We start from the raw sequence: 24,259 nt of genomic DNA on the forward strand, positions 1-24,259 counted from the left end.
GCCCAAACCCAGCCCACCGTACGCCGCAGAGGAGCGTGCCACAAATACCAAAAGCCCCGTAATCCAGAGGAAAAGGCTCTCAATAGGCACCCTTGGTCAAGCCTAGGTAAATGCCCAGTGTGACCGCGCGCACTAGGTGTGATGGTTGAGGTCACCCATTTTTTTCCCGCGTCCCATTCGGCAGGATGGCGCGGCCCCAGTGGCAATGAAGACACAGAAGGAGACGCCATGACCGAGATACTCGATGAAGTCAGCGCACGTTTGGACCAGGCCCTGATCGAGGATGAGGAAAACGGCGTCTTCCGCGCCAACCGCAACATCTTCACCGACGAGGAGATCTTCGAGCTCGAGATGCGGCACATCTTCGAGGGCAACTGGATCTACCTGGCGCACGAGTCGCAGATCCCCAATGTCGGCGACTACCTGACCACGAACATCGGCCGCCAGCCCATCGTGATCTCCCGCAACAAGGAGGGCGTGCTGAACGCCCTCATCAACGCGTGCAGCCACCGCGGCGCCATGCTGTGCCGCCGCAAGACGGACAACCGGACCACGTTCACCTGCCCGTTCCACGGCTGGACGTTCAACAACTCCGGCAAGCTCCTGAAGGTCAAGGACTCCCGCGGCGCCGGCTACCCGGAGCAGTTCAACAAGGACGGCTCGCACGACCTCACGAAGGTCGCGCGGTTCGAGAACTACCGCGGCTTCCTCTTTGGTTCGCTGAACGCGGACGTCAAGCCGCTCGAGGAGCACCTGGGCGAGAGCACGAAGATCATCGACATGATCGTGGACCAGTCGCCGGACGGACTGGAGGTCCTGCGCGGTTCCTCGACGTACACGTACGACGGCAACTGGAAGCTTCAGGCGGAAAACGGCGCCGACGGCTACCACGTCTCCGCGACGCACTGGAACTACGCGGCCACGCAGGCCCGCCGCACCGCCGGCGAGTCCACCAACGACACCAAGACCATGGACGCCGGCGGCTGGGCCAAGCAGAAGGGCGGCTACTACTCCTTCGAGCACGGCCACTTGCTGCTGTGGACCGAGTGGCTGGATCCGGCCAACCGTCCGCTGTTCGACCAGCGCGACGAGCTCGTGGCGAAGTTCGGGGAGGCCAAGGCGGACTGGATGATTAACATCTCCCGCAACCTGTGCCTCTACCCCAACGTGTACCTGATGGACCAGTTCGGATCCCAGATCCGCCAGTTCCGTCCGATCGCCGTGGACAAGACCGAGGTCACCATCTACTGCATCGCCCCCAAGGGCGAGTCCGACGCGGCCCGCGCCAACCGCATCCGCCAGTACGAGGACTTCTTCAACGCCTCCGGCATGGCCACCCCGGACGACCTCGAGGAGTTCCGCTCCTGCCAGAAGACGTACATGGCCACCTCAGCGAAGTGGAACGACCTCAGCCGCGGCCAGGCGCACCAGATCACCGGTCCGGACGAGAACGCTGACAAGATCGGGCTCAAGCCGATCTCCAGCGGCGCCCGCACCGAGGACGAGGGCCTGTACCCGATCCAGCACGGCTACTGGCGGGACACCATGCGTGCCGCGGTCGCCGCGGAGATCGCGGCCCCGCAGGCATCAGGCCCGGGCGCGTCCGCCGCGGACCCGTGCAGCGGCCACGGCCACACCGAGAACACCGAGCGCTAGGGAGCGGGCAATGACGATCACCAACACCACCGAAGGCAACGTCGCCGGCCGGGTCTCGCAGGCCGACGTCGAGCAGTTCCTCTACCGCGAGGCCCGCTACCTCGACGACCGCCAGTTCGACGAGTGGATCGAGTGCTACCACCCCGAGGCCACGTTCTGGATGCCGGCCTGGGCCGACGACGACAAGCTCACCGAGGACCCGCAGCGCGAGATCTCGCTGATCTACTACTCCAACCGCGGAGGTCTCGAGGACCGCGTCTTCCGCATCAAGACGGACCGCTCGAGCGCCACCAGCCTGCCGGAGCCGCGCACCGGGCACAACATCAACAACGTCGAGATCCTCTCCCAGGCGGACGGCATGGTGGAACTGCGCTTCAACTGGTTCACGCTGTACTACCGGTACCAGAACGTCGACACCTACTTCGGCGCGTCGTACTACACGGTGGACTTCTCGGGCCCGCAGCCGGTCATCACCAGCAAGAAGGTCGTCCTCAAGAACGACTTCATCCACCACGTCGTGGACATCTACCACATCTGATCCCCTCGGAAAGAGCGATTCACATGACCTACCAGGTTGCCCTGAGCTTCGAAGACGGGATCACCCGCTTCATCAAGTGCGGGCCGAACGAGACCGTCGCCGACGCGTCCTACAAGGCCCGCATCAACATCCCGCTGGACTGCCGCGACGGCGCGTGCGGTACCTGCAAGTCCTTCTGCGAGTCCGGCAAGTACGACGGCGGCGACTACATCGAGGACGCGCTGTCCGACGAAGAGGCGGACAAGGGCTTCTGCCTGCCGTGCCAGATGGTCCCCGAATCGGACCTGGTCCTGCAGATCCCCACGACCTCCGACGTCGCGAAGACCGAGGCCGGCGAGTTCGAGGCCACGCTGACGCAGATCCGCCGGTTGTCCACGACGACCTACGGCTTCGACGTCGAGATCGAGAACCGCGACGCGCTCGCCTTCCTGCCGGGGCAGTACGTCAACGTGTCCGTTCCCGGAACGGACCAGGCGCGCTCGTACTCGTTCAGCTCCGGCCCGACCGAGAACACGCTGTCCTTCCTGATCCGCATCACGGACAAGGGTGTCATGTCCTCCTACCTGCGCGACACCGCCCAGGTCGGCGACAAGCTCACCCTCACGGGTCCGATGGGCAGCTTTTTCCTCCGCGAGCTCAAGCGCCCGGCGCTGCTGCTCGCCGGCGGAACCGGCCTCGCGCCGCTGCTGTCGATGCTGGAGAAGATGACCGGCCAGCAGCCGGAACAGCCCGTCCACCTGATCTACGGTGTCACCACGGACACCGACCTGGTGGAGGTCGACGTGCTGGAGGACTACTCCGCGAAGATCGAGAAACTGACCTTCGACGTCGTCGTCGGCGACCCCGAAAGCACGGCGGAGAAGAAGGGGTACGTCACCAACCACTTCCTGCCCGAGCACCTCAACGACGGCGACGTCGACATCTACCTGTGCGGCCCGCCGCCCATGGTCGAAGGCGTCCGCCGCCACCTGGCCGCCGAGGACATCGTGCCAGTGAACTTCTACTACGAGAAGTTCGCGCTGGCCGTCCCGGCCGCCGAGGCGCCCGCCGAAGCCGAGGCCGAGGTAGGGGAAGCGGTCGCGGAGGCCGTCGCCGAGGTCGCCGAGGAGGCCGCACCCGTGGCCCCCGCCGCGCCCGCCACGGGCACCGGATACGAGATCGGCGAGGAGCACTCGACGTTCGAGGCCGAGTTCGATGCCCGGATGGCGCTGGAGCTCGGTGCCATGGAACTGATGATGGGCCGGCTCACCACCGAGCAGCTCGCCGAATACCGCATCCTGGCCGAGGTCGCCGGGAAGTCGCTGAGCGGCGAGCGCTTCGATGACGCGGAGGGCTTCACCGTCTCCAACGCCGCCTTCCACGACTTCCTGTTCGCCTGCACGGGCAACCGCTTCCTCAGCGAGGCGTACTCCCGGCTCGAGGTCCAGGGCCTGATGTCCAAGGTCCTGCGCAGCGGACACTGGGTCGAGGGTTCCGTCGCAAACGACCACCTGGAGCTGGTCTCGGCGTTCGAGAACAACGATCAGGAGGCGGCGCGCCGCTGCATCGTCGCGCACAACGAGCACGCCAAGGCCACCATGCGCGCCGCCGAGAACGCCGGAAACGCAAGCGCATGAGCGGTTCCATCCACGCGGGCCGCTTCGACGGCAAGGCGGTCGTCGTGACCGGGGCGGCGCAGGGCATCGGCCTTGCGGTCGCCCGGAGGATCGCCGCCGAGGGCGGCGCCGTCGTCCTGGTGGACCGCGCCGAACTGGTCCACGAGGTCGCCGCCGGGTTGCGCGCCGAGGGCGCGTCCGCCATTTCCGTCACCGCGGACCTGGAGACGTACGACGGCGCCGACTCGGCCGTCCGCGCGGCCGTCGCCGAGCACGGGCGGGTCGACGTCATGGTCAACAACGTCGGCGGCACCATCTGGGCGAAGCCGTTCGAGCACTACACGCCGGAGGAGATCGGCAAGGAGATCAACCGTTCGTTGTTCCCCACGCTGTGGTCCTGCCGGGCCGTCCTGCCGCACATGATCGAACGCGGCGCCGGCGTGATCGTCAACGTCTCCTCCGTCGCCACACGCGGCGTCAACCGCGTCCCCTACGCCGCGGCCAAGGGTGGGGTCAAGGCCATCACGGCCTCCCTCGCCCTGGAGGCGGCCCCGCACGGCATCCGCGTGGTGGCCACCGCCCCGGGCGGCACCGAGGCGCCGGAGCGCAAGGTCCGCCGCGGTCCCTCCCCCCAGGGGGAGCGGGAAACCGCCTGGTACCAGCAGATCGTCGACCAGACGATCGGGTCGTCGCTGCTCAAGCGCTACGGCACCCTCGACGAGCAGGCGGCGCCGATCGCGTTCCTCGCCTCCGACGAGGCCTCGTACATCACCGGCAACACGCTGCCGGTGGCCGGCGGGGACCTCGGCTAGCACAGACCATCCCGCACCATCCTTCGGGCCCGCCGTCCCCCGGCGGGTTCCATGACAATGGAGTCGCACCATGAACACCTCAGAACTCGCAGTATCCCTCAGGCAGAAGAAAACCGTTCGCTGGGTGGTGTCCATCGCGGCCATCGCCCTGATCTTCGACGGCTACGACCTCGTGGTCTACGGCACGGTCGTCTCCGGCCTGCTGAACGACCCGACCCAGCTCGGCCAGCTTGATCCGGCGCAGGCGGGAGCCCTCGGCAGCTACGCCCTGATGGGTGTCCTGGTCGGCGCGCTTACCACGGGAGCGGTCGGCGACTACGTCGGTCGCCGCCGCGTCATGATCACCGGCATCGTCTGGTTCTCCGTCGGCATGGCGATCACCGCCATGGCCCCGAACATCGCCACGTTCGGCATCATGCGCTTCCTCACCGGCATCGGCGTCGGGGCCCTCGTGGCGACCGCCGGAGCCACCGTGGCGGAGTTCGCCCCCGCCGGCAAGCGCAACTTCTACAACGCCGTCGTCTACTCCGGCGTACCGGCCGGCGGCGTGCTGGCCTCGCTGCTCGCGATCGTCCTGATCGACGTCATCGGCTGGCGCGGACTGTTCTTGATCGGCGCCCTGCCGCTGCTGTTCCTGCTGCCGATGGCCCTGCTCAAGCTGCCCGAATCCCCGCAGTGGCTGGTCACCCGGGGCCGCCTCGACGAGGCCGTCCGCGTCTCCGAGCGCACCGGCGTCCCGGTGAACGTCCCCGCTGGCGCCATCGAGGGCAGCGTCGTCGTCAAGAAGGCCGAACGCGTGGGCTTCGCCGCCCTCGCCACCAAGCGCTACGCGTTCCCGACCGCCCTGCTGGGCCTGATGAGCTTCTCCGGGCTGCTGCTCACCTACGGCCTGAACACCTGGCTCCCGCAGATCATGAGCCTCTACGGATACGGCAAGACGTACTCGCTGACCTTCCTGCTGGTGCTCAACGCCGGGGCGATCGTCGGCGGCGTCATCGCCTCCATCTCCGCGGACCGCTTCGGTCCGAAGCGGATCGTCTCGACGACGTTCTTCATGGCCGCACTGGCCATGGTGTTGATGACGCTCCAGTTCCCCCTGGCGGTCCTGCTCGCACTGGTGGCCGTCGCCGGCGTCGGAACCATCGGCACGCAGGTGCTGATCTACGGTTTCGTCTCCAACTACTACTCCAGCAACGCCCGCGGCGCGGGCGTGGCATGGTGCGCCGGGTTCGGCCGCCTGGGCGGAATCTTCGGCCCGCTAGTGGGCGGGTTCCTGCTCGCATCCGGCGTCGAGAACCAGGTCGCGTTCTACGTCTTCGCCGCGGTGGCGACGGCCGGTGCCTTCGTGACCATGTTCGTCCCGAAGCGTCCGGAGGACATCGTCGAGGTCGTCCCGGCGGACGCGGGCCACGCGCCCTCGGCCGCCCCGCTCGAGAAGGCGTAGCCTCCGCCGCTTCCGAACGGCACACGCGCACCAAACAGAGGGCGCCCCGCGTCGCGGGGCGCCCTCTGCCGCTAGTCTTGGTGCCCATGGGAGGCATCGGGACAACGGGCGCGTTCGAGGGCAGGGAGCGCGAACTCGCGATCCTCGACGGACTGCTGGAGGCGGCGGCCGCCGGGGAGCCGCAGCTGGCGGTGGTGCGCGGCGTTTCGGGGATCGGCAAGTCGGCGCTGGTCGAGGCCTTCCTGGCCGCGCACCCGCGCACGCCGGTCTTGCGTGCCAGCGGGGCCGCCTGGGAGCGGGAGTACGACGGCGGAGTGTTGCGGCAGTTGCTCGGCGCACCCGTCCCGGTTGCCGACGGGGCGGGCCCCCCGGGGGAGCGGTTGCTGGCCGCGTTGCGCGCCGGGGGGCGGGACGCCGGCGTCGTCCTGATTGAGAACCTGCACTGGGTGGACGAGGAAACGCTGCGCGCCCTGTTGTTCACGGTCCGCCGGCTGACCGACGAGGCGCTGTTGGTCCTGGTCACGCTCACGGAGGAGGAGGCCCACCTGCTGCCGCCCGGCGCCCGCGCGCTCCACGACGGGGAGCGGGGAACGCCCGTGGTCCTGAGGCCCCTCGACGGGACCTGTGTGCGCGGCATCGCCCTGCGGGCCGGGGTGGAACTGTCGACGGCGGCGTCGCACCGGTTGGCCGCCCATGTGGACGGCAACCCCCGTCACATCCTGGCGCTGCTGCGCGAGTATCCCCACGAACTGCGGAGCCAGTGGCAACCGGAACTGCCCGCCCCCGCCGAACTCTCCGCCGAGGTCACGCGGGCGCTCGAGCGGCTCGGTGCTCCGGCGCGCGACCTGGTGGAGGCCGCAGGCGTCCTGGGCTTGGTGTCCCCGTTGCGCGACGCCGCCGCACTGGCCGGATTGCCGGAACCGTTGGGACCCGTGGAGGAGGCGGTCGATGCGGGCCTGCTGACCCTGTCCGGGGGCTCGGGGGCGCTCACCGTCGGTTTCGCGTCGCCGGTGCGGCGCGCCGCCGTCTACCACCGGGTGCCGCTGTCCCGGAGAAACACGCTGCACCTCGCCGCCGCCGCGAGGCTCGAGGGCCGCGGCCAGAAGCTGCTGCACCGCGCGGCGGCCAGCCTCCTGCCGGACGCGTCGCTGGCTGCCGAGCTGGAGGAATACGCGGCGGGCGAGGCGGAGGTCGGGGCCTGGCAGAACGCCGCGGACGCACTGTTCACGGCGGGCCAGCTGTTCCCGACGACCGAGGGGCGCGAGGCCCGCCTGCTCCGGGCGATCGATGCCATGGTCGCGGCGGGCCAGCTCCCGCGTGCGCTGGCGCACGCGGACGAGATCGGCAACTTCGCCCCGAGCCCGTTCCGCGACGCGGTGTCCGCCTACATCGCCATTCTGCAGGGGCAAGGCGGGGTTGCGGAGGCACTGCTGACGCGGGCATGGGACGCCGCCACCGGCGAGGAGGGGCGGGACCTGCGCGCCACCATCGCGCAGCGACGCGTCCTGCACTCGCTGGCGCTGATCGACGGACCGGAGCTGGTGCACTGGGCGGCGCAGGTGGGAACATTGGCCCGCCCGGACAGCCCGGCGTTCATCGAATCCCAGGCCATCCGCGGGCTGGGGCTGGGCGCCATGGGCCGGATCGCGGAGGCCGAGGAGGGTTACGCGCAGCTGAGATCGCGGAAGGACCTGGGCGCCCAGCACCAGCGGGTCCTCATGGGCAGCGGGTGGCTGCATCTGGCCACCGACCAGCACGAGGCGGCCCGCGAAGAGCTCTCCGCCGCGGTCTCCACGGATTTCAGCGACGGCTCCTACCGGATCTCCCTGTGGGCCAGGGCGTGGCTGGCCCGCGTCGAGTTCTCCGCCGGCCGCTGGTCCCGTTCGCTGCAGGTCGCCGAGGAGGCCGTGGTCCTGCAGGAGCGCGTGGGCATGGACCTGGTGCGGCCGCTGCTGCACTGGACGGCCACGCAGATCCATGCGCTGCGCGGGAACTGGGACGCCGCGGCCGAACACCTCGAGCGCGGCCGCACCACGTCGGACAGCTACCCCGTCATGCAGGTGCCGGGGCGGCTGGCGATGGCCAGCGCGGCGGAGGCGCGCTCGGACTATGACGGCGTCATCCGGGCGCTGGAGCCGCTGCTGCTGCTGAACCGCTCGGTGGGACTGGACGAGCCGGGGTTCTGGCCGTGGCAGGACGTCTACGCGAACGCGCTGGTGATGAAGGACCGGGTGGCGGAGGCCTCCGCGTTCCTGCGCCCGCTCGAGGAGCTGGCGGCCGCCCGGGGGCACCGCTCGGCGACCGCCCGGATGGCCTATGTGCGCGGCCGTATCCTGGGGGCCGAGGGGGACACGGACGGCGCGCGCGCGGCGTTCGAGGCCGGCCGCGCCCAGCTGGCAGGGATGAACCGGCCGTTCGACAGGGCCCGCGTGGACTTCGCCTACGGGCAGACCATGCGGCGGGCCGGCAAGCGAAGGGAGGCCGCGGCGGTGCTCACCACCGCGCGCGCCGACTTCGCCGCGATGGGGGCGGCCGCCTATGTGGAGCGGTGCGAGCGCGAACTGCAGGCCGCCGGCACCAGCGTCTCGCGGCGCGAGAACACGGACATGGCCGCGCTGACACCGCAGGAGCGTGCGGTGGCCAAACTGGTGGCGGCGGGGCTGAGCAACAAACAGGCGGCGGAGGAGCTCTACATCAGCGTGAAGACCATCCAGTACCACCTGACGCATGCCTACGAGAAGCTGGGCGTCGCCTCGCGCAGCGAACTCGCGGCGCGCTACCGCCTGACGGACCCGGCCCAAGCGGACTGAGCCCGCGCAGGCGGACTGCGCCCGTGCGCGGCTCAGGCGTCGCGGGGATCCAGTGGGTCCTCGACGTCGGGGGCGTCCGCGTCGGTGCCGTCCCGCCGGTCCTGCAGAACCACCCGGCGTTCGCTGTCGACGCCGGCCGGATCGTCGGCCGCCGACCCGGCCGCGGGCCGGGCGTCCTCGAAGTCGATCACGCCGTCGGAGAGGGCCTGCGCGTCGCCGTCGTCCATGGGTTCGGACGCGGTCCATGCGGGTTCCTGCCGTTCGTGTGCCACCGTGTGCCTCCTGCTCTCGGGGGATGACACCAGAATAGGCGCGACGGCGGCCACACCCAAGGGGAATGTGGCCACCGTCGCGCCGTTGTGCGCCGCTCAGGCGCTCTGGTACTCCTTGGTCTCGCACAGGAAGCGGTCGTAGGCCGGGATGGTGAGGAACTCGGGGTAGTCGTCCGTCAGGGCACACTCCTCGAAGATCTCCCGGGCGTCCTCGAAACGGTCGCCCTCGAAGCGCTCCATCCGCGCGAACTCCTCCTCGACGATCTCCTGGACCCAGTGCCGCGTGATGAGGTCGCCCTCGTCGGTGACGGCCGACTGGTGGATCCATTGCCAGATCTGCGAGCGGGAGATCTCCGCCGTCGCGGCGTCTTCCATCAGGTTCCGCAGCACCACCGCGCCGTTGCCGCGCAACCAGGACTCGATGTAGCGGATCCCGATCTCGATGTTGCCGCGGATCCCCGCCTCGGTGATGAGCCCCTGTGTGCCGGCGATGTTCAGGAGCGCGCGGTCGTCGGGAACAACGTCCTCGCGCTGCCGGTCCAGCTGGTTGGTCCGGTCGCCGAGGACGGCGTCGAACACCTCGCGGGCCACCGGCACCAGGTCCGGGTGGGCCACCCAAGTGCCGTCGAAGCCGTCATTGGCCTCCCGGCTCTTATCCGCGGCGACTTTCTCAAAGCCCACCGTGTTGGCGACCTCGTCCCGGCGGTTCGGGATGAAGGCGGACATCCCGCCGATCGCCATCGCCCCGCGGCGGTGGCAGGCCCGGACCAGCTGTTCGGTGTAGGCGCGCATGAACGGGGCCGTCATGGTGACCATCGCGCGGTCCGGCAGCACGTAGCGCGGTCCGCGGGTGCGGAAGTTCTTGATGACCGAGAAGATGTAGTCCCAGCGTCCGGCGTTCAGGCCCGCGGCGTGGTCGCGGAGTTCGTACAGGATCTCCTCCATCTCGAACGCCGCCGTGATGGTCTCGATCAGGACGGTCGCGCGGATGGTCCCCTGCGGGATGCCGAGCAGGTCCTGCGCCAGCACGAAGACGTCGTTCCAGAGACGGGCCTCCAGGTGGCTCTCCGTCTTGGGGAGGTAGAAGTAGGGGCCGCGGCCCTGGCTGATGAGGCGCTGGGCGTTGTGGAAGAAGTGCAGCCCGAAGTCCACGAGCGAACCGGAGATCGGCTCGCCGGCGACGAGCAGGTGCTTCTCCGGCAGGTGCCAGCCGCGCGGCCGGACCACGATGGTCGGCAGGTCGGTCAGCGTCTGCCCGGCGAGCTTGTACTCCTTGCCCTCGGGGGAGGTGAAGTCGATGTTGCGGTCCAGGACGGCCCGGAGGTTCAGCTGTCCCTTGACGACGTTGCGCCACGTGGGGGTGTTGGAGTCCTCCAGGTCGGCGAGCCACACCTTGGCCCCGGAGTTCAGGGCGTTGATGGTCATCTTGCGGTCCGTCGGGCCGGTGATCTCCACGCGGCGGTCTTCGAGGCCCGGGGCGACGGGGGCCACGCGCCACTCGCGGTCCTCGCGGATGCCTCGGGTCTCGGGGAGGAAGCGGGGGTCGGAGCCGTTGGCGATGCGCCGGGTGCGGGACGTGCGCTCCTGGAGGAGCTCCCGACGTCGTGGTTCGAACGTCCGGTGCAGGGTGGCGAGGAAGTCCAGCGCTTGGGGCGTCAGGATCTCCTCCTGCCGGCACACGGGGGACGCGGTGAGGGTGATTCCGTTGAGGGTGATGGGATCGTTCATGGCTCAAACTCCTTGCTGGTCCAAAAGGCTGGTTAGTGGAACTGGCCCTCTTCGGTGGATCCCACGAGGGCGAGGGTGCTGCCGCCGGGGTTCAGGGTGGTGGCGATCTTGTCGAAGTAGCCGGTGCCGACTTCGCGCTGGTGTTTGGTGGCGGTGTATCCGCGGGCCTCGGAGGCGAACTCGCGTTCCTGGAGTTCGACGTATGCGCTCATCCCGGACTCGGCGTAGCCTTGGGCGAGGTCGAACATCGAGTGGTTCAGGGCGTGGAAGCCGGCCAGGGTGATGAACTGGAAGGTGAAGCCCATGGCGCCGAGTTCGCGCTGGAACTTGGCGATCGTGGCGTCGTCGAGGTGCTTTTTCCAGTTGAACGACGGCGAGCAGTTGTAGGAGAGCATCTGGTCCGGGAACTCGGACTTGACCGACTCGGCGAACTTGCGCGCCAGCTCCAGGTCCGGGGTGCCGGTCTCCATCCAGATGAGGTCGGAGTACGGCGCGTAGGCCTTGGCGCGGGCGATGCAGGGTTCGATCCCGTTGCGGACCTTGTAGAAGCCCTCCGCGGTGCGCTCGCCGGTGATGAACTCCTGGTCGCGCTCGTCGACGTCGGAGGTGATCAGCGTGGCGGCCTCGGCGTCGGTGCGGGCGATGACGACCGACGGGGTGTTGGAGACGTCGGCGGCGAGCCGGGCGGCGTTCAGGGTGCGCACGTGCTGACTCGTGGGGATGAGCACCTTGCCGCCGAGGTGGCCGCACTTCTTCTCCGAGGCGAGCTGGTCCTCCCAGTGCACGCCCGCGGCGCCGGCGGTGATCATCGACTTCATGAGCTCGTAGGCGTTGAGCGGTCCGCCGAAGCCGGCCTCGGCGTCGGCGACGATCGGGACCATCCAGTCCTCGACCGTCTGGATGTCCTCGGAGAACTCGATCTGGTCCGCGCGGAGCAGCGCGTTGTTGATGCGGCGGACGACCTGCGGGACGGAGTTGGCCGGGTACAGCGACTGGTCCGGGTAGGTCTGGCCGGAGAGGTTGGCGTCGGCGGCGACCTGCCAGCCGGATAGGTAGATGGCTCGGAGGCCGGCCTTGACCTGCTGCACCGCCTGGTTGCCGGTGAGGGCGCCGAGGGCGTTGGTGTAGCCGCCCGTCTTGGCCTCCTCGGTCAGCTGCGTCCAGAGCTTCTCGGATCCGCGGCGGGCCAGCGTGTGCTCCTCCTGGACCCGTCCCTGGAGGCGGACGACGTCGGCGGCCGAGTAGTCGCGGGTGATGCCGTTCCAGCGGGGGTTGGTGCTCCACTCCAGCTCCAAGGCCTCTTCGCGGGATGCGGTGGGGTTCTGGTTCTCGGTCATCGTGTTCTCCTCGTATCGCTCGGCCGGACGTTGGTGCTGGGCGACGGTGCCCGGCTTCCGGCGTTTTTCTTCGTGGGACTCACTTTTCTGCACTCCAGCACACTTCACTAGAGGGAATTGAAGGAAAGATTGGCATTTCTTCGCGTACCATCAAGAAATGACGACTCCCACTTGGAACCGCCCCGCCAAGGGCACGTCCACCAGCTCCCCGGACGCCGCCGCCGACGACCTGGACGTGATTTCGCTGGGACGCCGGGTGCGCCACCTGCGCAAGGCCAGGGGGCTCACGCTGGACGGCCTGGGCGAGCTGGTGGGGACGGCGCCGTCGCAGCTTTCCCTTATCGAAAACGGCAAGCGCGAACCCAAGCTGAGCCTGCTCAAGCAGCTGGCGACGGCGCTGGGAACGGGCCTGGACGAACTGCTCGGCTCAGAGCCGCCCAACCGCCGGGCGGCGCTGGAGATCGAGCTTGAGCGCGCCCAGCGCGGGCCGCTGTACGGGTCGCTCGGGCTTCCGAAAGTCCGCGTCAGCTCGCGGCTTTCCATGGAGGTGCTGGAGTCCCTGGTGGGGTTGCAGAACGAACTCGAGCGCCGGCTTGACGAGCAGGCGGCGACCCCCGAGGAGGCCCGGCGGGCCAACACCGAGATCCGTGCCGAGATGCGCGAGAAGAACAACTACTACCCGGAGCTCGAGCGCGGGGCGCAGAAGCTACTCGACGCCGTCGGGCACAGTGCCGGTCCGCTGTCCCACCACGTGGCCGCCGACATCGCCGAGCACTTGGGTTTCGGGCTGCGTTTCGTGGGCGACCTGCCCCATTCGACGCGCTCCGTGACCGACCTGAAGAACCGCCGAATTTACCTGACGCAGTCCACCCGCGACGAACATGACGCCCGTTCGGTGCTGTTGCAGGCCGTGGGGCACTACGTGTTGGGCCACCAGACGCCGGCCGACTACTCGGAGTTCCTCCGCCAGCGGGTCTACACGAACTACTTCGCGGCGGCGCTGTTGATGCCCGAACGGCCCACCGTCGGGTTCCTGCACACGGCCAAAGGTGCCAAGGAGTTGGCCATCGAGGACCTGCGCGACGCCTACGCGGTGTCCTACGAGTCCGCGGCCCACCGGTTCACGAATTTGGCCACCGAGCACCTGGGCATCACCACGCACTTCCAGAAGGTCCACGAGTCCGGGATCATCCACAAGGCCTACGAGAACGACGGCGTGAACTTCCCCGCCGACCACACCGGCGCCATCGAGGGGCAGCCTGTGTGCAGGTACTGGACCAGCCGCGAAGTGTTCGACGTCGCGGACAAGTTCCGCGCCTACAACCAGTACACGGACACCGCGGTCGGCACGTTCTGGTGCACCGCGCGCACGGAGCGGCACTCGTCGGGGACGTACTCGCTGAGCATCGGCGTCCCGTTCCAGCACGTGAAGTGGTTCCGCGGGCGGGACACGACGGAGCGGTCGAAGTCCCGGTGCCCGGACGAGGCGTGCTGCCGCCGGCCGCCGGACGATTTGGCGCGACAGTGGGCGGGGAACGCGTGGCCTGCCGCGCGCGCCAACTCGCACCTGTTGGCAGCGATGCCGCCCGGCGCGTTCCCCGGCGTGGACGAGACCGAGGTCTACGAGTTCCTCCGCGCGCATACCGGCGACTGACGCCGCACCGGATCGCCTTTGCGCGCACGGTGTCCCCGGGACGGTGTCACCCTAGAAAAAATACCGTCGAACTCCAATCCGTGAGCCGCGTCACTCCGAATAGTCGGTGTACGACGGGCGACGCTACCCCGATATGCCGTAGGGAGCCCGGAATTCGTTCAGGAGTCATCATGCGTAGATCAGCCATATTGGCAGGGGCAGCATCGGCCGCCCTGGTGTTGTTGGGGGCCGGCGGGGCCGTCGCCTCCACGGGCAACCAGCCGGACTGGAATGGCCACAAACCCCACGAGCGGGACGCGGGGCGGACGTTCGCGACGCAGCTCAAGCCCTTGAATGCGGGCAGCCACACGGTGGGCGATACGACCTACACCATTCCCACGACGCGTGGGAGCGCGGAAGTGAAGGTCCGGGGCGATGACGTGAGCGTGACAATCAAGGTCAGGGGCGTCACCGCGGGTACGCTGCATCCGCAGCACATCCACGCAGGTGAAAAGTGTCCGGACGCTTCGGACGACAAGAACAACGACGGCTTCGTCGATGTCATAGAGGGCCTGCCGAAGTACGGGCCCATCCTGGTTTCCCTGGACAGCGAACTCGACAGCTTCGCGCCGTCCCTGGACTTCCCCGTAGCCGATGCGAACGGCCGCTACGAGTATCGCGAGCAGGCCTCCAAGTCGCATCTGCAGGAGGAGCTGGAGGAGGCGCTGAAATTGGGCACCCGCCATGTGGTGATCCACGGCATCGACCCGGATCCGGAGGTCAATCCGCTCCCGGAGTCCGTGGCCTCCCTGCCGGGGTTGCCCGCGTGGGCGACGCTTCCGGTCGCCTGTGGAGAACTGGACCGGACCAACCGCTGATTCGGCCGATTCCGGTGCCAGCGGCTCGGCGCGGAGTATGTGTGTAGTTCTTGTAAAAATCCCTTGACGTTCCCCAGTCGCAGGCCCACGCTGATCCCACTACGTTCTTACGGGGCTTTGGGGGCCACAAAATGTTGGGAAATCGTGCTCGTGGGGGAGTCGTGTTCAGGGTGCTGGCCGCGTGTGGGCTGGCGGTCGCCATTGTCGTCCAGCCGCTACCTGCCGCGGCCGCGCCTGCGGGTCCGCAGCCCGCCGCCGCCGGCGCTTTGGTGACCAAATCCGCCGTCGTTCCGCGTGCGGTGCCCGCCGTCACGGCGCACCGGACCGGAACGACCACTGCGCGGCTGAACCTGCGTACCGGCGCGGGGACGACCTATCGGATCGTCAAGGTCTTGGCGCTGGGCGCCAAGGTGTCCATCCTCGCCACGCACAGCAGTGGATGGCATCGGGTCACCGCCTCGGGCTCGACGGGCTGGGTGAGCGTCCAATACGTGCGGATCGGCGCCGCCGCACCGAAGCCGGCCGCCACGACGGCCGGCACCACCACGACGCTGGTGAACATGCGCACCGGGGCGGGGACGGCGTACCGGGTCGTCAAGACGCTTCCCGCGGGAAGCGCGTTGCGTATCCACTCCCGGCACTCCAATGGCTGGTACCGGGTCACCGCCGCGGGCGCGACCGGCTGGGTCAGTGGCGCGTACGTGACCTCCTCGGGCGCGAGCCGGTACAACGCCCGGACCAAGGGCCCGAACAAGACGGCCCGCGTCGTGCTGACCTACGACGACTGCCCGCGCACGCTGGCGTCCTACACGCAGACGGTCCGCTGGGCGCGCGACGACGGCATCGCCCTGGTGCTCGCGCCCACAGGGGATTGCCTGGCCAAGTTCCGCACGAGCCATGGCGTCGATCTGGCCGTCTACGGGCGGCAGCACGGGCAGTGGATGATCAACCACTCGGTCAGTCACCCCGACCTCCGCCGGCTTACCTGCACGCAGGTCCACGCCCAGTTGCAGGGAACCGGCGTGCGGTCGAATTGGGGCAGGCCGCCCTACGGCGCCGTCAACGCGGCGGTCGAATGCGGCTACCGGGCGGCGGGCATGCACATCTGGAACTGGAGCAAGGACACGTGGGACTGGCAGTCGAAGTCGAAAACGGTCACGATCAGCCGGGCCGTAACCCGCGCGGCCGCGGGTGACACGGTCTTGATGCACTTCCAGTGGCAGGGATTCTCGCCCGACTCCATCCGGCAGATCAAGACGGGTCTGGCCGCCAAGGGGCTTGGGCTCTGCAGGGTGCACCGCGGCACGGACGGGGTGGGTGCGGTGGTCCAGACTCCCGTGGCCCTGCCCGTGTCGCTACCGTGCTGAGATCCGGAAGGATCTGACTGTCCCGGAGCGGCGCGAGCAACTTATCCACAGTTTCGGTTTCCGGGCGTTTTCTGTCCTGCGGTCTCGATAGTTTTGACGTGTCCACCGCGTCGAACAGAGGAGAATCCGTGGCATCCGTCTTCCGCACCCGCTTTCGAAGCGTCCGCCTGCGGAGCCCCGGGGGCGCGCGGCGGACCACGGCGGCGATAGCTGGCCTGTTTGTCGCCGTCATGCTCGCCGGGTGCGTCGTGGGCGAGGGGGAGCCCGCGGAATCCGCGGAGCGGCAGCGGATGGACACGACGTCGGAGGTGCTATGGCGTTCCGGCGACCAGCTGATGAGCAGGATAGTACGTGTAGACGGCGTGGTCCTCGCCTATGTGGCCGACGGAGGACACATGCACCTGATCGCCCGCGACGCCATGACGGGTGAAGAGGCGTGGAGGGAGCCCGCACTCTTCGGAATGGGCTCGAGCGGTGTCGTCGCCTCCGTCTCGACGTTGGAACGCGACGGCCGCACCTACGCCGCCTATTACGCGTCCGATGGTGGAGGTCCGGGGGCCCTGCGCGTCATTGATGTCGACAGCGGGGAACACCTGGACCGGGACCGCACCCAGCCCATCTACGCCGACAGACCAGAGACGTGCGGAGATTCGTTCTGTGCCACCGGATCGTGGTGGTACGACGGGGCCGAACGCCCATGGTCGGACCGAACCGGCGTCGTCTTCGATTGGGACTCCGGCGCGTGGAAGTCGCGGCGCACTTCTGAACTGCCGATGCCACTGGTGAGCGAGGACGCGGTTCGCCTCGGGAAACAACTCTCCGTATCGGAAGCCCGCGGTGCCGGCCAGGAAAGACTGGGGTACGGCGCGGATGGCGTCCTCGTCTGGTCCCGGCCCTATGAGGAAATCTTCGCCGACGGCTTCTCGTCGGACTACGGCTGGGCCTGGGCCGTGGACGAATCCCGGCCACTGCTGGGAACGGGGGTGGGTGGCCGCACCACAACTTCGAACGGCGGCAGGGACACGACCACCGTCGACCTGCCGGCCTCCAGCAAAACCGTTCGGCTCTCCCGCGAGACCGGAGAGACCATATGGGAGGCCGAGGGGGTCTCCATGCGGTGCGACCAGTCGTGGCGGAGCCATGGCGGCCCGGACAACGTGCTGGTTCTCTGCGGATTCTCAGCGGGGAAAGTCGTGGCCACCGAGACGGCGGACGGGGAATCGATCGCCGAGGAGGGCACGCAGGCGTTCGTCGCCGGGCTCGACAAGGAGACGGGCGACGAGCTGTGGCGCGTTGATACGGCAGAGGCGTGGGATGGCGAGACCTCGTCGCGGCACATCGTCCCGGGCGGGGACCATATTCACATTGAGAAGCCGGGTGGCGTATTTTCCGCCATCGACATTTCCAGCGGCGAGGAAGGTGCCTTGGCCGGGGCATTCGGGCCGGCGGTGTTGTGTGCGGCGGCGCGGGGCGAAGTGGAGGTCCGGCGCTTCATTGCCGCCGGCCATGCGTGGAGTGCAGGCGACGACAAGGTGACGCCGAGCACCGAAGACGCGGTGTTCACTTGCGGACGCGAAGACCTGAAGGATGTGGACACGCCTCCGAAACTGTCCGAGCTGCGGCGGATCGGCTACGCGGCGGATGACGTCGTCGTGCTCGGCGGACGCGACGGCATGGTCGCTTACGGCCTCCCACGGCCACCGGCCGAGGCGAACGCAGCCGGCGCCCCATAGGTGGGCATGGGTCCGGGCCACCTCCTGGAAGCCGAAGCATTCTGCCGCGTCGCGATGTCTTCACACCCGCGGGAGCGGCTGCACGTGCAGCAGGCCTATTCGTTCGAACTCGGCAAATGCACGCGCGAGGATGTCCGCGCCCGCCAACTGCAGGCCCTGGCGAACATCGACGCGGATCTTTGCGCCGGCGTCGCACGTGGGTTGGGCCTCCCCGCGCCGGAACCCACGATCGACGTCGCGGACACGGAGACCAGCGGCGCCCTGTCGCACGTCGGAAAATCGTGGCCGGTGGACGGGCTCGTGGTGGGAATCGTCGTCGACCACGCGACGCCGGGATCGACGGTCGGCCGTCTCGTCGCGGACGGACACCAAGCGGGGATGTCCCCGGTGCTGGTGGCTCCCCCGGGCGGCTTCCTCGCCGACGGCTCGCCGGTGGACCGGATGTTCCTCACCGCTCGTTCCGTCGAGTACGACGCCGTTATCCTTGCGGCCGCTCCGCAACCCGGGCCCGACGCGCATCCGGACCTGGACGGGAAGGCCGGTGCGGTGGTGCCGCCGGACGCTGCCGGGATCGACCCGCGGTTGGTGTTGCTGCTCCAAGAGACCTACCGGCAGGCCAAGGCGATCGTGCTGGCCGGGCCCGGAGTCGGATGCCTGGCGGCGGCGGGCCTGCCCACGGCGGGTCCGGGCATCGTCGAGGCGGACGTCGAGATCGCGGTCACCGAGGTGGTCGGATTGGTCGCGAACCACCGTGTATGGGAGCGTTTCGGGTCTCCGGCCGCGCCGTAGACCCCCGCGGGCCCGCTGGGGGAGGCAGTCGGCCGTCCCCCGCGTTCCGGCTGCTACCCCAGCTGGAGACTCGTGTCGGATTCGAGAGCGGGAACCCTAAAACTCGTGGGTCCTAATTCATTCTTTGGCGGTGGCCTTGGCTGCCGCCGCAACCCGCATAGCAACCAGCCCCCGGCCCTCACAACGGCGACAAACAGGAACATGGTGGAACGCCACCGGCAGCGAGGCCGGGCACCAAAACGCGCCCACAACACAGTTACTCAACAGCTCAATGAACTGCCCGGCGACGCCAGGCGGCTCGGTGGATCAAGGCTTAGGCGACCGAGGCCATGACCTACTCAGCTGGGAGGGTCCGAGAATATGCTAGCGTTTACCGTCAGTATGACGCACGTCACCACCAATCCGGCCCGCTTACTGTGACAGCGGTCCGGACACCGGGTTTTCCCTGACCGAAAGGCACTTCCTATGGCCCTGCACGTCGTTCATTGGTCCTTCACTCACGACACTGCGGCCCTTGACGCCGCCCACCCCGAGCACGTGACTTATCTGAAGGATCTACTGGTGCAGGGCAAACTCGTGGAAGCGGGGCCCTATGAGGACCAAAGCGGGGCCCTATTGATCTTCCGGGTCGACTCCACCGACGATCTCACCGAACTACTGGCGCGGGACCCGTACACCAAGGCCGGAGTTATCGGAGCCACCCAGGTCTACGACTGGCGCCCAGTGCTGGGACCGCTCTCCTCCTAAAAAGGTTTCCGCAGTGTCAAGCCTCGGGGTTTCCGGTGCTGTTGCCACGGCGTTGACCCGTTCGTATTCGACGGGTGGGACGTGTCCCAGCTCACCGTGCAGGCGCCGGAAGTTGTACCAGTCGACCCATTCCGCGACGGCGATCTCAAGGTGGTTGAATCCCACTGGGTTTGATGGAGGCTCTTACCTAACAGGGAGAATAGAGTCATGGCCAGTGGCAGGAAATTTGATGATGAGACACGGGCCCGCGTTGTGCGGATGTATCTGGAGCGGCGGCAAGAGGCGCCGGCCGAGTCCGGCGCGGCTTCGCGCAAGCACGTGGGCGACCTGCTGGGGGTCAGCTCGGAGACGATGCGCCCGTGGGTCAGGCAGCACGAGATCGAAGACGAGACGCGGTCCGGGACCACGGCCGCCGAAAGCGAGGAGATGCGCAAGCTCCGGCGTGAGAACGCGGAGCTGCGCCGGGCAAACTCGATCCTGAAGGCGGCCTCGGCTTTCTTCGCGGCCGAGATCGACCGGCCACACGTCAGATAGTCGCGTTCATCGCGGCACACAAGGACCGCCGGGACGCCGACGGCCTGCGGTGGGGCGTCGAACCAATCTGCACCGTGCTCACCGAGCACGGCTGCAAGATTGCCCCATCGACCTACTACGCGGCCACGGGCCGCGAGCCCTCGCGGCGGGAGGTCTCCGACGCGTCGATGACCGAGGTCATCAAGCGGGTCCACGCGGATAACTTCTCGGTCTACGGGGTGCACAAGATGTGGCGCAAACTCGTGCGCGAGGGGCACGAAGTCGGCAGGGACCGGGTGGCGCGGCTGATGCGTGCCGCGGGCCTGCGCGGAGTCATCCGGGGCGGGCACAAGACCTTCACGACCCACCGGGACGACACCGCGGCGAGGTTCCCGGACAGGGTCGGGCGCCAATGGGACACCGGGGTCACGGACCGGATCTGGGTGGCTGACTTCACCTACGTCTGGACGTACGCGGGCTTCTGCTACGTGTCGTTCGTCACCGATGCCGCGTCCCGGCGGATCCTGGGCTGGAAGGCCACAATGAGCAAGGAGGCGCCGTTGGTCACCGATGCACTTGAACAGGCCCTGTCGCTGCGCCGGCGCACGAATACGGAGTTCACGGCCACGGGCCTGATCCACCACTCGGACGCGGGCTCGCAATACACTTCTGTGAAGCTCACCGAACACCTCGTGGCAGCCGGCATGGCCGGTTCCATCGGCACCGTGGGCGACGCGTACGACAACGCCCTCATGGAATCGACAATCGGCCTCTACAAGACGGAACTGATCGATTTCGACCGCTACACGACCTGGAAATCACGCCAGCACGTGGAGACGGCGACCGCCCGCTGGGTCGCCTGGTTCAACGCCGATCGGCTCCACTCGAGCCTGGGCGACATCCCGCCCAACGAATGGGAAAACGCCAACCAACAAGCGTGTATTCTGTCAACGCAGAATGCCTAACAGCAGTCTCCATCGAACCCAGTGGGATTCATAATGACCACGGCCCGAAACGCCGGAGGCGCGCCTTAAACCTGGAAAATTGTTCAGCAGTTTCCTAGCGCGGGTTGGAGGGGATGCCCACGCCGCCCATTGCGTCCACGTAGGCGGCCACCATCTCGTCGAATTTCTTGTTCTTGTGGGCTGCCGAGCCGACGGAGCCCATGGGCCCGGGCGAATCGACCTTGTAGACCTTGATGACCCGCTCGCGGAGGATGCGGTCGCCGCCGGCCTTGGAGAACGCGGCCATGACCTTGTGCGCGCCGCTGCCGTGGGCGACGATCGCCGATGCCCGGTAGATGATGTCGAGGAACTGGCGCAGGGGCCGGACCCCGTCGTGCACCTGCTCGGGCGTCAGGACCGTCTTCTGACCGGAGGGCAGGTCCCACGGGTGGGCGTGCCACGGGATCGCGTGCTTGGGTTGGAGACCGGCTGCTTCGTAGACCTCGGCCAGGCGCGCGGCGGTGTCGTCGTCGTTCTCCAGGGACAGGAAGCCCGACGCCGTTCCCACACCCGGAGCGATGAGGAGGCTGACAATCCGGGCCTCGTCGACGTCGTGGACGGGGTCGATGTAGGGAACGCCGAAGTCCGGTTTCCGCTCACGGAGTTGTTCGCACAACTGCGTGACGGCCTCGATGTTCTCGTCGTGGATCCTGGCCAATTGCGCCGCCTGGTATTCGGGCGAGTCCATCTTCCGCATCGTTCACTCCATGTACCTAGGCGAGCTTCCGTTACCCACGACTCTATCTCTTGCGGGTGTGCGGGCGCAGACGGTACGTGCGACCATGGCCGTGGGCCCGGTCGGCGGGCCCCCGGACGAGGGGTGCCGTACCCGGTGTGCGACAAGACGGCCCGCGGGAGGCCGTCATGTCGTGGGTTGTTTTGGTGTTGTCCGGGGTCCTCGAGGCCGTGTGGGCTACGGCGTTGGACAAGTCCGCGGGATTCAGCCGCCCCGTCCCCAGCACCGTCTTCGTGGTGGCGCTGGTCCTGAGCATGGGAGGGCTGGCCTACGCGATGCGCGAGCTCCCGGTGGGCACGTCCTACGCCGTGTGGGTCGGAATCGGGGCGGTGCTCACCGTCGCGTACGCGATGGCCACCGGCGTCGAATCGGTGTCCCTGCTCAAGGTGCTGTTCCTGGCGATGATCGTCGGCGGCGTCGTGGGGCTGAAGACCGTGCACTAGTGGCGGGGAGCCGCCTTGTCTTCGAGCATCGCCCGGTAGCCCTGGCGGAACGTCGGGTAGGCGAGGTCGAAACCGGTGGACCGCAGTCGCGCGTTGGACAGCCGCCGGTTCCCGCCGCGCGTCGTCGTCGTCTCGCCGACGCGCGGTTCGGGCAACCCGAGCTCGGCGGCCAGGAAACGCAGCACGTCGCCCAGCTCGGCCGGATCGTCGTCGACGCCCACGTACAGCGGCGCGGGTTCGGCCACGGACGTGGTCAGGTGGACGATCGCGGCGGCGGCGTCGTCGCGGTGGATGCGGTTGGTGGGGTGGGACCCGGACGGCACGACGGCGGTGCCCGCCCTGAGCGTGTCGATCAGCCGGGTGCGCCCCGGCCCGTAGATCCCGGAAAGCCGCAGGACGATCCCGTCCGGTCGGCGGCCGTGCAGCGTGCGCTCGGCCTCCCGCATGAGGCCCCCCGTGGCCGACGCGGGGTTGGCGGGGGTGTCCTCGTCCACCATTGCGCCGGCCGCGTCGCCGTAGACGGTGGTGGAGGAGACGAACAGGAACCGCCGCGGGGTGACGCCGTCCCGCCCCAGCGCGTCGAGAACGTTCGCGAGGCCGTGGACGTACGTCCTGCGGTAGGCGTCAGCGGAGCGTTCCCCGGCCGCCGGGGTGTAGACGACGACGTCCGTCCCGGCGGGGATCGGCGGCAGCTCGCCGGTCAGGTCCGCGGCGACACCGGCAATCGGCTGCGGCAAACGGGACGGGTTGCGGCGCCACCCCGTGACGTGGTGTCCGGCGGCCGCGAAACGCAGCCCCGCCTCGGTGCCGAGGTCCCCGCAACCGGCGATCAGGATGTTCATGCCCGTTTGCCTCTCCATGTCTTCCGTCCTTTCGTGGTCCGGGCGACCCAACGGCCGCCCGGCCCGAGCTCGGTCCAATTCAACCGCAGTGTGCGCGCCGCCAGGCGGAAGCGCCGCGCGGCGGCCGCCCGGGAATGGAACATCCGCCCGGCGACTCCCACCCGCAGGCGTGCGTCGAACCGCACCCTGGCGTCCGGCCCCAGGCGGCAACTGAGGTCCAGGTCGTCGTGCACGTCCTGGCGGTCGCGCGCGACGAGCGGCCCCACCCGCTCCCACACCCGGCTCCGGAACGCCATGTTGGAACCCCACAGCGGGACGGCCGCGATGGCGCTGCCCGCGCCCAGGAAATAGCCCGCGGCATACAGCACGGCGGCCGCCCGGCCGGACCGGCGCGGGAGGTCGTAGAAGGTTCCGGGCCCGGTCAGCGCGTCCAGGCGGGGATCGGCGTCGAACGCGGCGGCGATGCGTTCCAACCAGTCCGCGGGGGGCCGGGTGTCGGCGTCGCACCGGACGACGATGTCGCCGTCGGCCGCGTCGTAGCCCCGCGCCGCCGCCGCGGGGATGCCGCGCGCCGGCTCCACGACGACCTCCGCGCCCGCGGTCCGGGCGATCCGCGCGCTCGCGTCCGAGCATCCGTTGTCCACGACCACCACCTGGTTGGCGGGACGGGTCTGGGCCGCGAGGAGGCGCAGCAGGACGGCGAGGTGATCGGCGTCGTCCAGGACGGGCACGACGACGCAGAGCCGGGTCATGCGCGTCCGCCCGCCGGGCCGGTCGCCGCGAGCGCGCCGACGAGCGCGCCGGCGACCGCCGCCGCGAGGTCGCCGATCGTGTCCACGTACCCGACGCCGATCTCGGGGGCGAGGAACGAATATCCGGCCCATTCGCCGATTTCCCACAGCACTGCCAAGAGCGCGCCCAACGACGTTCCGGCGAGGACCGCGCCGGCGCGCAGGCGCGGCCGGCCGGACGGGGCCCCAGACACCAGCCCGTGGTGGCGCAACATGTCCCACGCCAGCGAGGTCAGGACGGCGGTGGCCGCGAAATGGGCCATCAGATCGAGGGCGGGGCCCGCGGCATACGCGCCGACCACGCTGAGCCATCCGGAGCACAGGAGCACCGCCTGCCCGAACACGTCCTCGGCCGTGCCGCGCGCGTAGTACCGGAGCGCCCACTGTCCGCCGAAGACGAGGAACATGACGGACGCCGCCACCGGGCCAGCCAGCGTCCAGGCCGCGGGGATGGCCGCGAGACCGATGGCTCGGCCCGTGTCGGCCGGCACCGCGCGGATGGTCGTCATGCTCCCACCGTAATGGCCGCCGCGCGTTGCGGGCCGCCGCCCCGCTATTCCACCGGGGCACCGCCGGTGCCATGATCGGATG

Annotated in this window: 21 protein-coding genes and 1 riboswitch; of the genes, 14 read left to right on the forward strand and 7 right to left on the reverse strand. The window is 68.8% G+C overall.

The genetic code is table 11. The features are described 5' to 3' along the window. Nucleotides 1-228: 228 nt before the first annotated feature. From benA to ACHAAJ_RS11095, 6 genes are all read left to right on the forward strand, one after another. Nucleotides 229-1,656 carry a benzoate 1,2-dioxygenase large subunit gene (gene benA, locus ACHAAJ_RS11070; RefSeq protein ID WP_435728199.1) on the forward strand — a complete coding sequence of 476 codons (1,428 nt, stop codon included), beginning with the start codon at nucleotides 229-231 and terminating at the stop codon, nucleotides 1,654-1,656. Nucleotides 1,657-1,666: 10 nt separating this feature from the next. Beyond that, nucleotides 1,667-2,194, forward strand: a complete 528-nt coding sequence (gene benB, locus ACHAAJ_RS11075) for a benzoate 1,2-dioxygenase small subunit (RefSeq protein ID WP_435728200.1) — start codon at nucleotides 1,667-1,669, stop codon at nucleotides 2,192-2,194. Between the two features lie 23 nt (nucleotides 2,195-2,217). Then, nucleotides 2,218-3,810, forward strand: a complete 1,593-nt coding sequence (gene benC, locus ACHAAJ_RS11080) for a benzoate 1,2-dioxygenase electron transfer component BenC (protein WP_435728201.1) — start codon at nucleotides 2,218-2,220, stop codon at nucleotides 3,808-3,810. After that, on the forward strand, nucleotides 3,807-4,601 hold the full coding sequence (locus ACHAAJ_RS11085) for a 1,6-dihydroxycyclohexa-2,4-diene-1-carboxylate dehydrogenase (RefSeq protein WP_435728202.1): 795 nt from the start codon (nucleotides 3,807-3,809) through the stop codon (nucleotides 4,599-4,601). The genes benC and ACHAAJ_RS11085 overlap by 4 nt, the downstream gene beginning before the upstream one ends. Before the next feature lie 70 nt (nucleotides 4,602-4,671). Further along, entirely contained in the window at nucleotides 4,672-6,045 is a 1,374-nt protein-coding gene (locus ACHAAJ_RS11090; RefSeq protein ID WP_435728203.1) for an MFS transporter, read from the forward strand. Between the two features lie 86 nt (nucleotides 6,046-6,131). Further along, on the forward strand, nucleotides 6,132-8,855 hold the full coding sequence (locus tag ACHAAJ_RS11095) for a LuxR C-terminal-related transcriptional regulator (RefSeq protein ID WP_435728204.1): 2,724 nt from the start codon (nucleotides 6,132-6,134) through the stop codon (nucleotides 8,853-8,855). 32 nt (nucleotides 8,856-8,887) lie between these two features. Here the strand turns inward: ACHAAJ_RS11095 and ACHAAJ_RS11100 are convergent, their stop codons facing one another. The 3 genes from ACHAAJ_RS11100 to aceA all read right to left on the reverse strand — a co-directional run bounded on the left by ACHAAJ_RS11100 (nucleotide 8,888) and on the right by aceA (nucleotide 12,192). After that, nucleotides 8,888-9,127 (reverse strand): hypothetical protein, encoded by a 240-nt coding sequence (locus tag ACHAAJ_RS11100; RefSeq protein ID WP_435728205.1) that lies wholly within the window; start codon nucleotides 9,125-9,127, stop codon nucleotides 8,888-8,890. A 96-nt stretch (nucleotides 9,128-9,223) separates the two neighbouring features. Then, the gene (aceB, locus tag ACHAAJ_RS11105) at nucleotides 9,224-10,855 is read right to left on the reverse strand and encodes a malate synthase A (RefSeq protein WP_435728206.1); all 1,632 of its coding nucleotides are present in this window, start codon (nucleotides 10,853-10,855) and stop codon (nucleotides 9,224-9,226) included. Nucleotides 10,856-10,887: 32 nt separating this feature from the next. Next, on the reverse strand, nucleotides 10,888-12,192 hold the full coding sequence (gene aceA / locus ACHAAJ_RS11110; RefSeq protein WP_435728207.1) for an isocitrate lyase: 1,305 nt from the start codon (nucleotides 12,190-12,192) through the stop codon (nucleotides 10,888-10,890). A gap of 157 nt (nucleotides 12,193-12,349) precedes the next feature. On the opposite strand from aceA, the gene ACHAAJ_RS11115 reads away from it, so the two are divergent. The 7 genes from ACHAAJ_RS11115 to ACHAAJ_RS11150 all read left to right on the forward strand — a co-directional run bounded on the left by ACHAAJ_RS11115 (nucleotide 12,350) and on the right by ACHAAJ_RS11150 (nucleotide 20,817). Beyond that, nucleotides 12,350-13,846, forward strand: coding sequence for a helix-turn-helix domain-containing protein (locus ACHAAJ_RS11115; protein ID WP_435728208.1), 1,497 nt, complete (start codon nucleotides 12,350-12,352; stop codon nucleotides 13,844-13,846). A 170-nt stretch (nucleotides 13,847-14,016) separates the two neighbouring features. Next, nucleotides 14,017-14,703: a hypothetical protein gene (locus ACHAAJ_RS11120; RefSeq protein WP_435728209.1), complete on the forward strand. Its 687-nt coding sequence runs from the start codon at nucleotides 14,017-14,019 to the stop codon at nucleotides 14,701-14,703. Between the two features lie 161 nt (nucleotides 14,704-14,864). Further along, nucleotides 14,865-16,070, forward strand: coding sequence for an SH3 domain-containing protein (locus ACHAAJ_RS11125; protein WP_435728210.1), 1,206 nt, complete (start codon nucleotides 14,865-14,867; stop codon nucleotides 16,068-16,070). Between the two features lie 128 nt (nucleotides 16,071-16,198). Next, entirely contained in the window at nucleotides 16,199-17,803 is a 1,605-nt protein-coding gene (locus tag ACHAAJ_RS11130; RefSeq protein WP_435728211.1) for a PQQ-binding-like beta-propeller repeat protein, read from the forward strand. 54 nt (nucleotides 17,804-17,857) lie between these two features. Further along, entirely contained in the window at nucleotides 17,858-18,592 is a 735-nt protein-coding gene (locus ACHAAJ_RS11135) for a catalase-related domain-containing protein (protein WP_435728212.1), read from the forward strand. Nucleotides 18,593-19,057: 465 nt separating this feature from the next. Continuing rightward, nucleotides 19,058-19,339: a YciI family protein gene (locus tag ACHAAJ_RS11140; protein ID WP_435728213.1), complete on the forward strand. Its 282-nt coding sequence runs from the start codon at nucleotides 19,058-19,060 to the stop codon at nucleotides 19,337-19,339. A gap of 207 nt (nucleotides 19,340-19,546) precedes the next feature. Further along, nucleotides 19,547-20,817, forward strand: a protein-coding gene (locus ACHAAJ_RS11150) for an IS3 family transposase (RefSeq protein WP_435728215.1) whose coding sequence is annotated in 2 segments (ribosomal slippage) — nucleotides 19,547-19,832 and nucleotides 19,832-20,817 — 1,272 coding nt in all. Because the reading frame shifts where the segments join, the coding sequence is not laid out codon by codon here. 94 nt (nucleotides 20,818-20,911) lie between these two features. Here the strand turns inward: ACHAAJ_RS11150 and ACHAAJ_RS11155 are convergent. Further along, nucleotides 20,912-21,544, reverse strand: coding sequence for a uracil-DNA glycosylase family protein (locus tag ACHAAJ_RS11155; RefSeq protein WP_435728216.1), 633 nt, complete (start codon nucleotides 21,542-21,544; stop codon nucleotides 20,912-20,914). Nucleotides 21,545-21,643: 99 nt separating this feature from the next. After that, nucleotides 21,644-21,710: riboswitch (guanidine-III (ykkC-III) riboswitch) on the forward strand. Between the two features lie 10 nt (nucleotides 21,711-21,720). Between ACHAAJ_RS11155 and ACHAAJ_RS11160 the strand changes: the two genes are divergently transcribed. Continuing rightward, on the forward strand, nucleotides 21,721-22,035 hold the full coding sequence (locus ACHAAJ_RS11160; protein ID WP_435728217.1) for a DMT family transporter: 315 nt from the start codon (nucleotides 21,721-21,723) through the stop codon (nucleotides 22,033-22,035). On the opposite strand, the gene ACHAAJ_RS11165 is transcribed toward ACHAAJ_RS11160, so the two are convergent. Genes ACHAAJ_RS11165 through ACHAAJ_RS11175 form a run of 3 tightly spaced genes read right to left on the reverse strand, consistent with a single transcriptional unit; the run spans nucleotide 22,032 to nucleotide 24,177 of the window. Continuing rightward, nucleotides 22,032-22,877, reverse strand: a complete 846-nt coding sequence (locus ACHAAJ_RS11165) for an SDR family oxidoreductase (protein ID WP_435728239.1) — start codon at nucleotides 22,875-22,877, stop codon at nucleotides 22,032-22,034. The genes ACHAAJ_RS11160 and ACHAAJ_RS11165 overlap by 4 nt on opposite strands. After that, nucleotides 22,874-23,629, reverse strand: coding sequence for a glycosyltransferase family 2 protein (locus tag ACHAAJ_RS11170; RefSeq protein WP_435728218.1), 756 nt, complete (start codon nucleotides 23,627-23,629; stop codon nucleotides 22,874-22,876). The genes ACHAAJ_RS11165 and ACHAAJ_RS11170 overlap by 4 nt, the downstream gene beginning before the upstream one ends. After that, nucleotides 23,626-24,177: a DUF2238 domain-containing protein gene (locus ACHAAJ_RS11175; protein WP_435728219.1), complete on the reverse strand. Its 552-nt coding sequence runs from the start codon at nucleotides 24,175-24,177 to the stop codon at nucleotides 23,626-23,628. The genes ACHAAJ_RS11170 and ACHAAJ_RS11175 overlap by 4 nt, the downstream gene beginning before the upstream one ends. Between the last annotated feature and the right edge of the window lie 82 nt (nucleotides 24,178-24,259).

The organism is Arthrobacter arnarulunnguaqae (assembly GCF_051262515.1).
GTDB lineage: Bacteria > Actinomycetota > Actinomycetes > Actinomycetales > Micrococcaceae > Arthrobacter_N.

Coding starts and splice junctions, on each gene's coding strand:
- ACHAAJ_RS11095 (WP_435728204.1), top strand. CDS start 6,132: ATGGGAGGCATCGGGACAACGGGCGCGTTCGAGGGCAGGGAGCGCGAA.
- ACHAAJ_RS11175 (WP_435728219.1), bottom strand. CDS start 24,177: ATGACGACCATCCGCGCGGTGCCGGCCGACACGGGCCGAGCCATCGGT.
- ACHAAJ_RS11160 (WP_435728217.1), top strand. CDS start 21,721: ATGTCGTGGGTTGTTTTGGTGTTGTCCGGGGTCCTCGAGGCCGTGTGG.
- ACHAAJ_RS11090 (WP_435728203.1), top strand. CDS start 4,672: ATGAACACCTCAGAACTCGCAGTATCCCTCAGGCAGAAGAAAACCGTT.
- ACHAAJ_RS11170 (WP_435728218.1), bottom strand. CDS start 23,629: ATGACCCGGCTCTGCGTCGTCGTGCCCGTCCTGGACGACGCCGATCAC.
- ACHAAJ_RS11085 (WP_435728202.1), top strand. CDS start 3,807: ATGAGCGGTTCCATCCACGCGGGCCGCTTCGACGGCAAGGCGGTCGTC.
- ACHAAJ_RS11140 (WP_435728213.1), top strand. CDS start 19,058: ATGGCCCTGCACGTCGTTCATTGGTCCTTCACTCACGACACTGCGGCC.
- ACHAAJ_RS11155 (WP_435728216.1), bottom strand. CDS start 21,544: ATGGACTCGCCCGAATACCAGGCGGCGCAATTGGCCAGGATCCACGAC.
- benC (WP_435728201.1), top strand. CDS start 2,218: ATGACCTACCAGGTTGCCCTGAGCTTCGAAGACGGGATCACCCGCTTC.
- ACHAAJ_RS11165 (WP_435728239.1), bottom strand. CDS start 22,877: ATGAACATCCTGATCGCCGGTTGCGGGGACCTCGGCACCGAGGCGGGG.
- benA (WP_435728199.1), top strand. CDS start 229: ATGACCGAGATACTCGATGAAGTCAGCGCACGTTTGGACCAGGCCCTG.
- ACHAAJ_RS11135 (WP_435728212.1), top strand. CDS start 17,858: ATGTCTTCACACCCGCGGGAGCGGCTGCACGTGCAGCAGGCCTATTCG.
- aceA (WP_435728207.1), bottom strand. CDS start 12,192: ATGACCGAGAACCAGAACCCCACCGCATCCCGCGAAGAGGCCTTGGAG.
- ACHAAJ_RS11115 (WP_435728208.1), top strand. CDS start 12,350: ATGACGACTCCCACTTGGAACCGCCCCGCCAAGGGCACGTCCACCAGC.
- aceB (WP_435728206.1), bottom strand. CDS start 10,855: ATGAACGATCCCATCACCCTCAACGGAATCACCCTCACCGCGTCCCCC.
- ACHAAJ_RS11120 (WP_435728209.1), top strand. CDS start 14,017: ATGCGTAGATCAGCCATATTGGCAGGGGCAGCATCGGCCGCCCTGGTG.
- benB (WP_435728200.1), top strand. CDS start 1,667: ATGACGATCACCAACACCACCGAAGGCAACGTCGCCGGCCGGGTCTCG.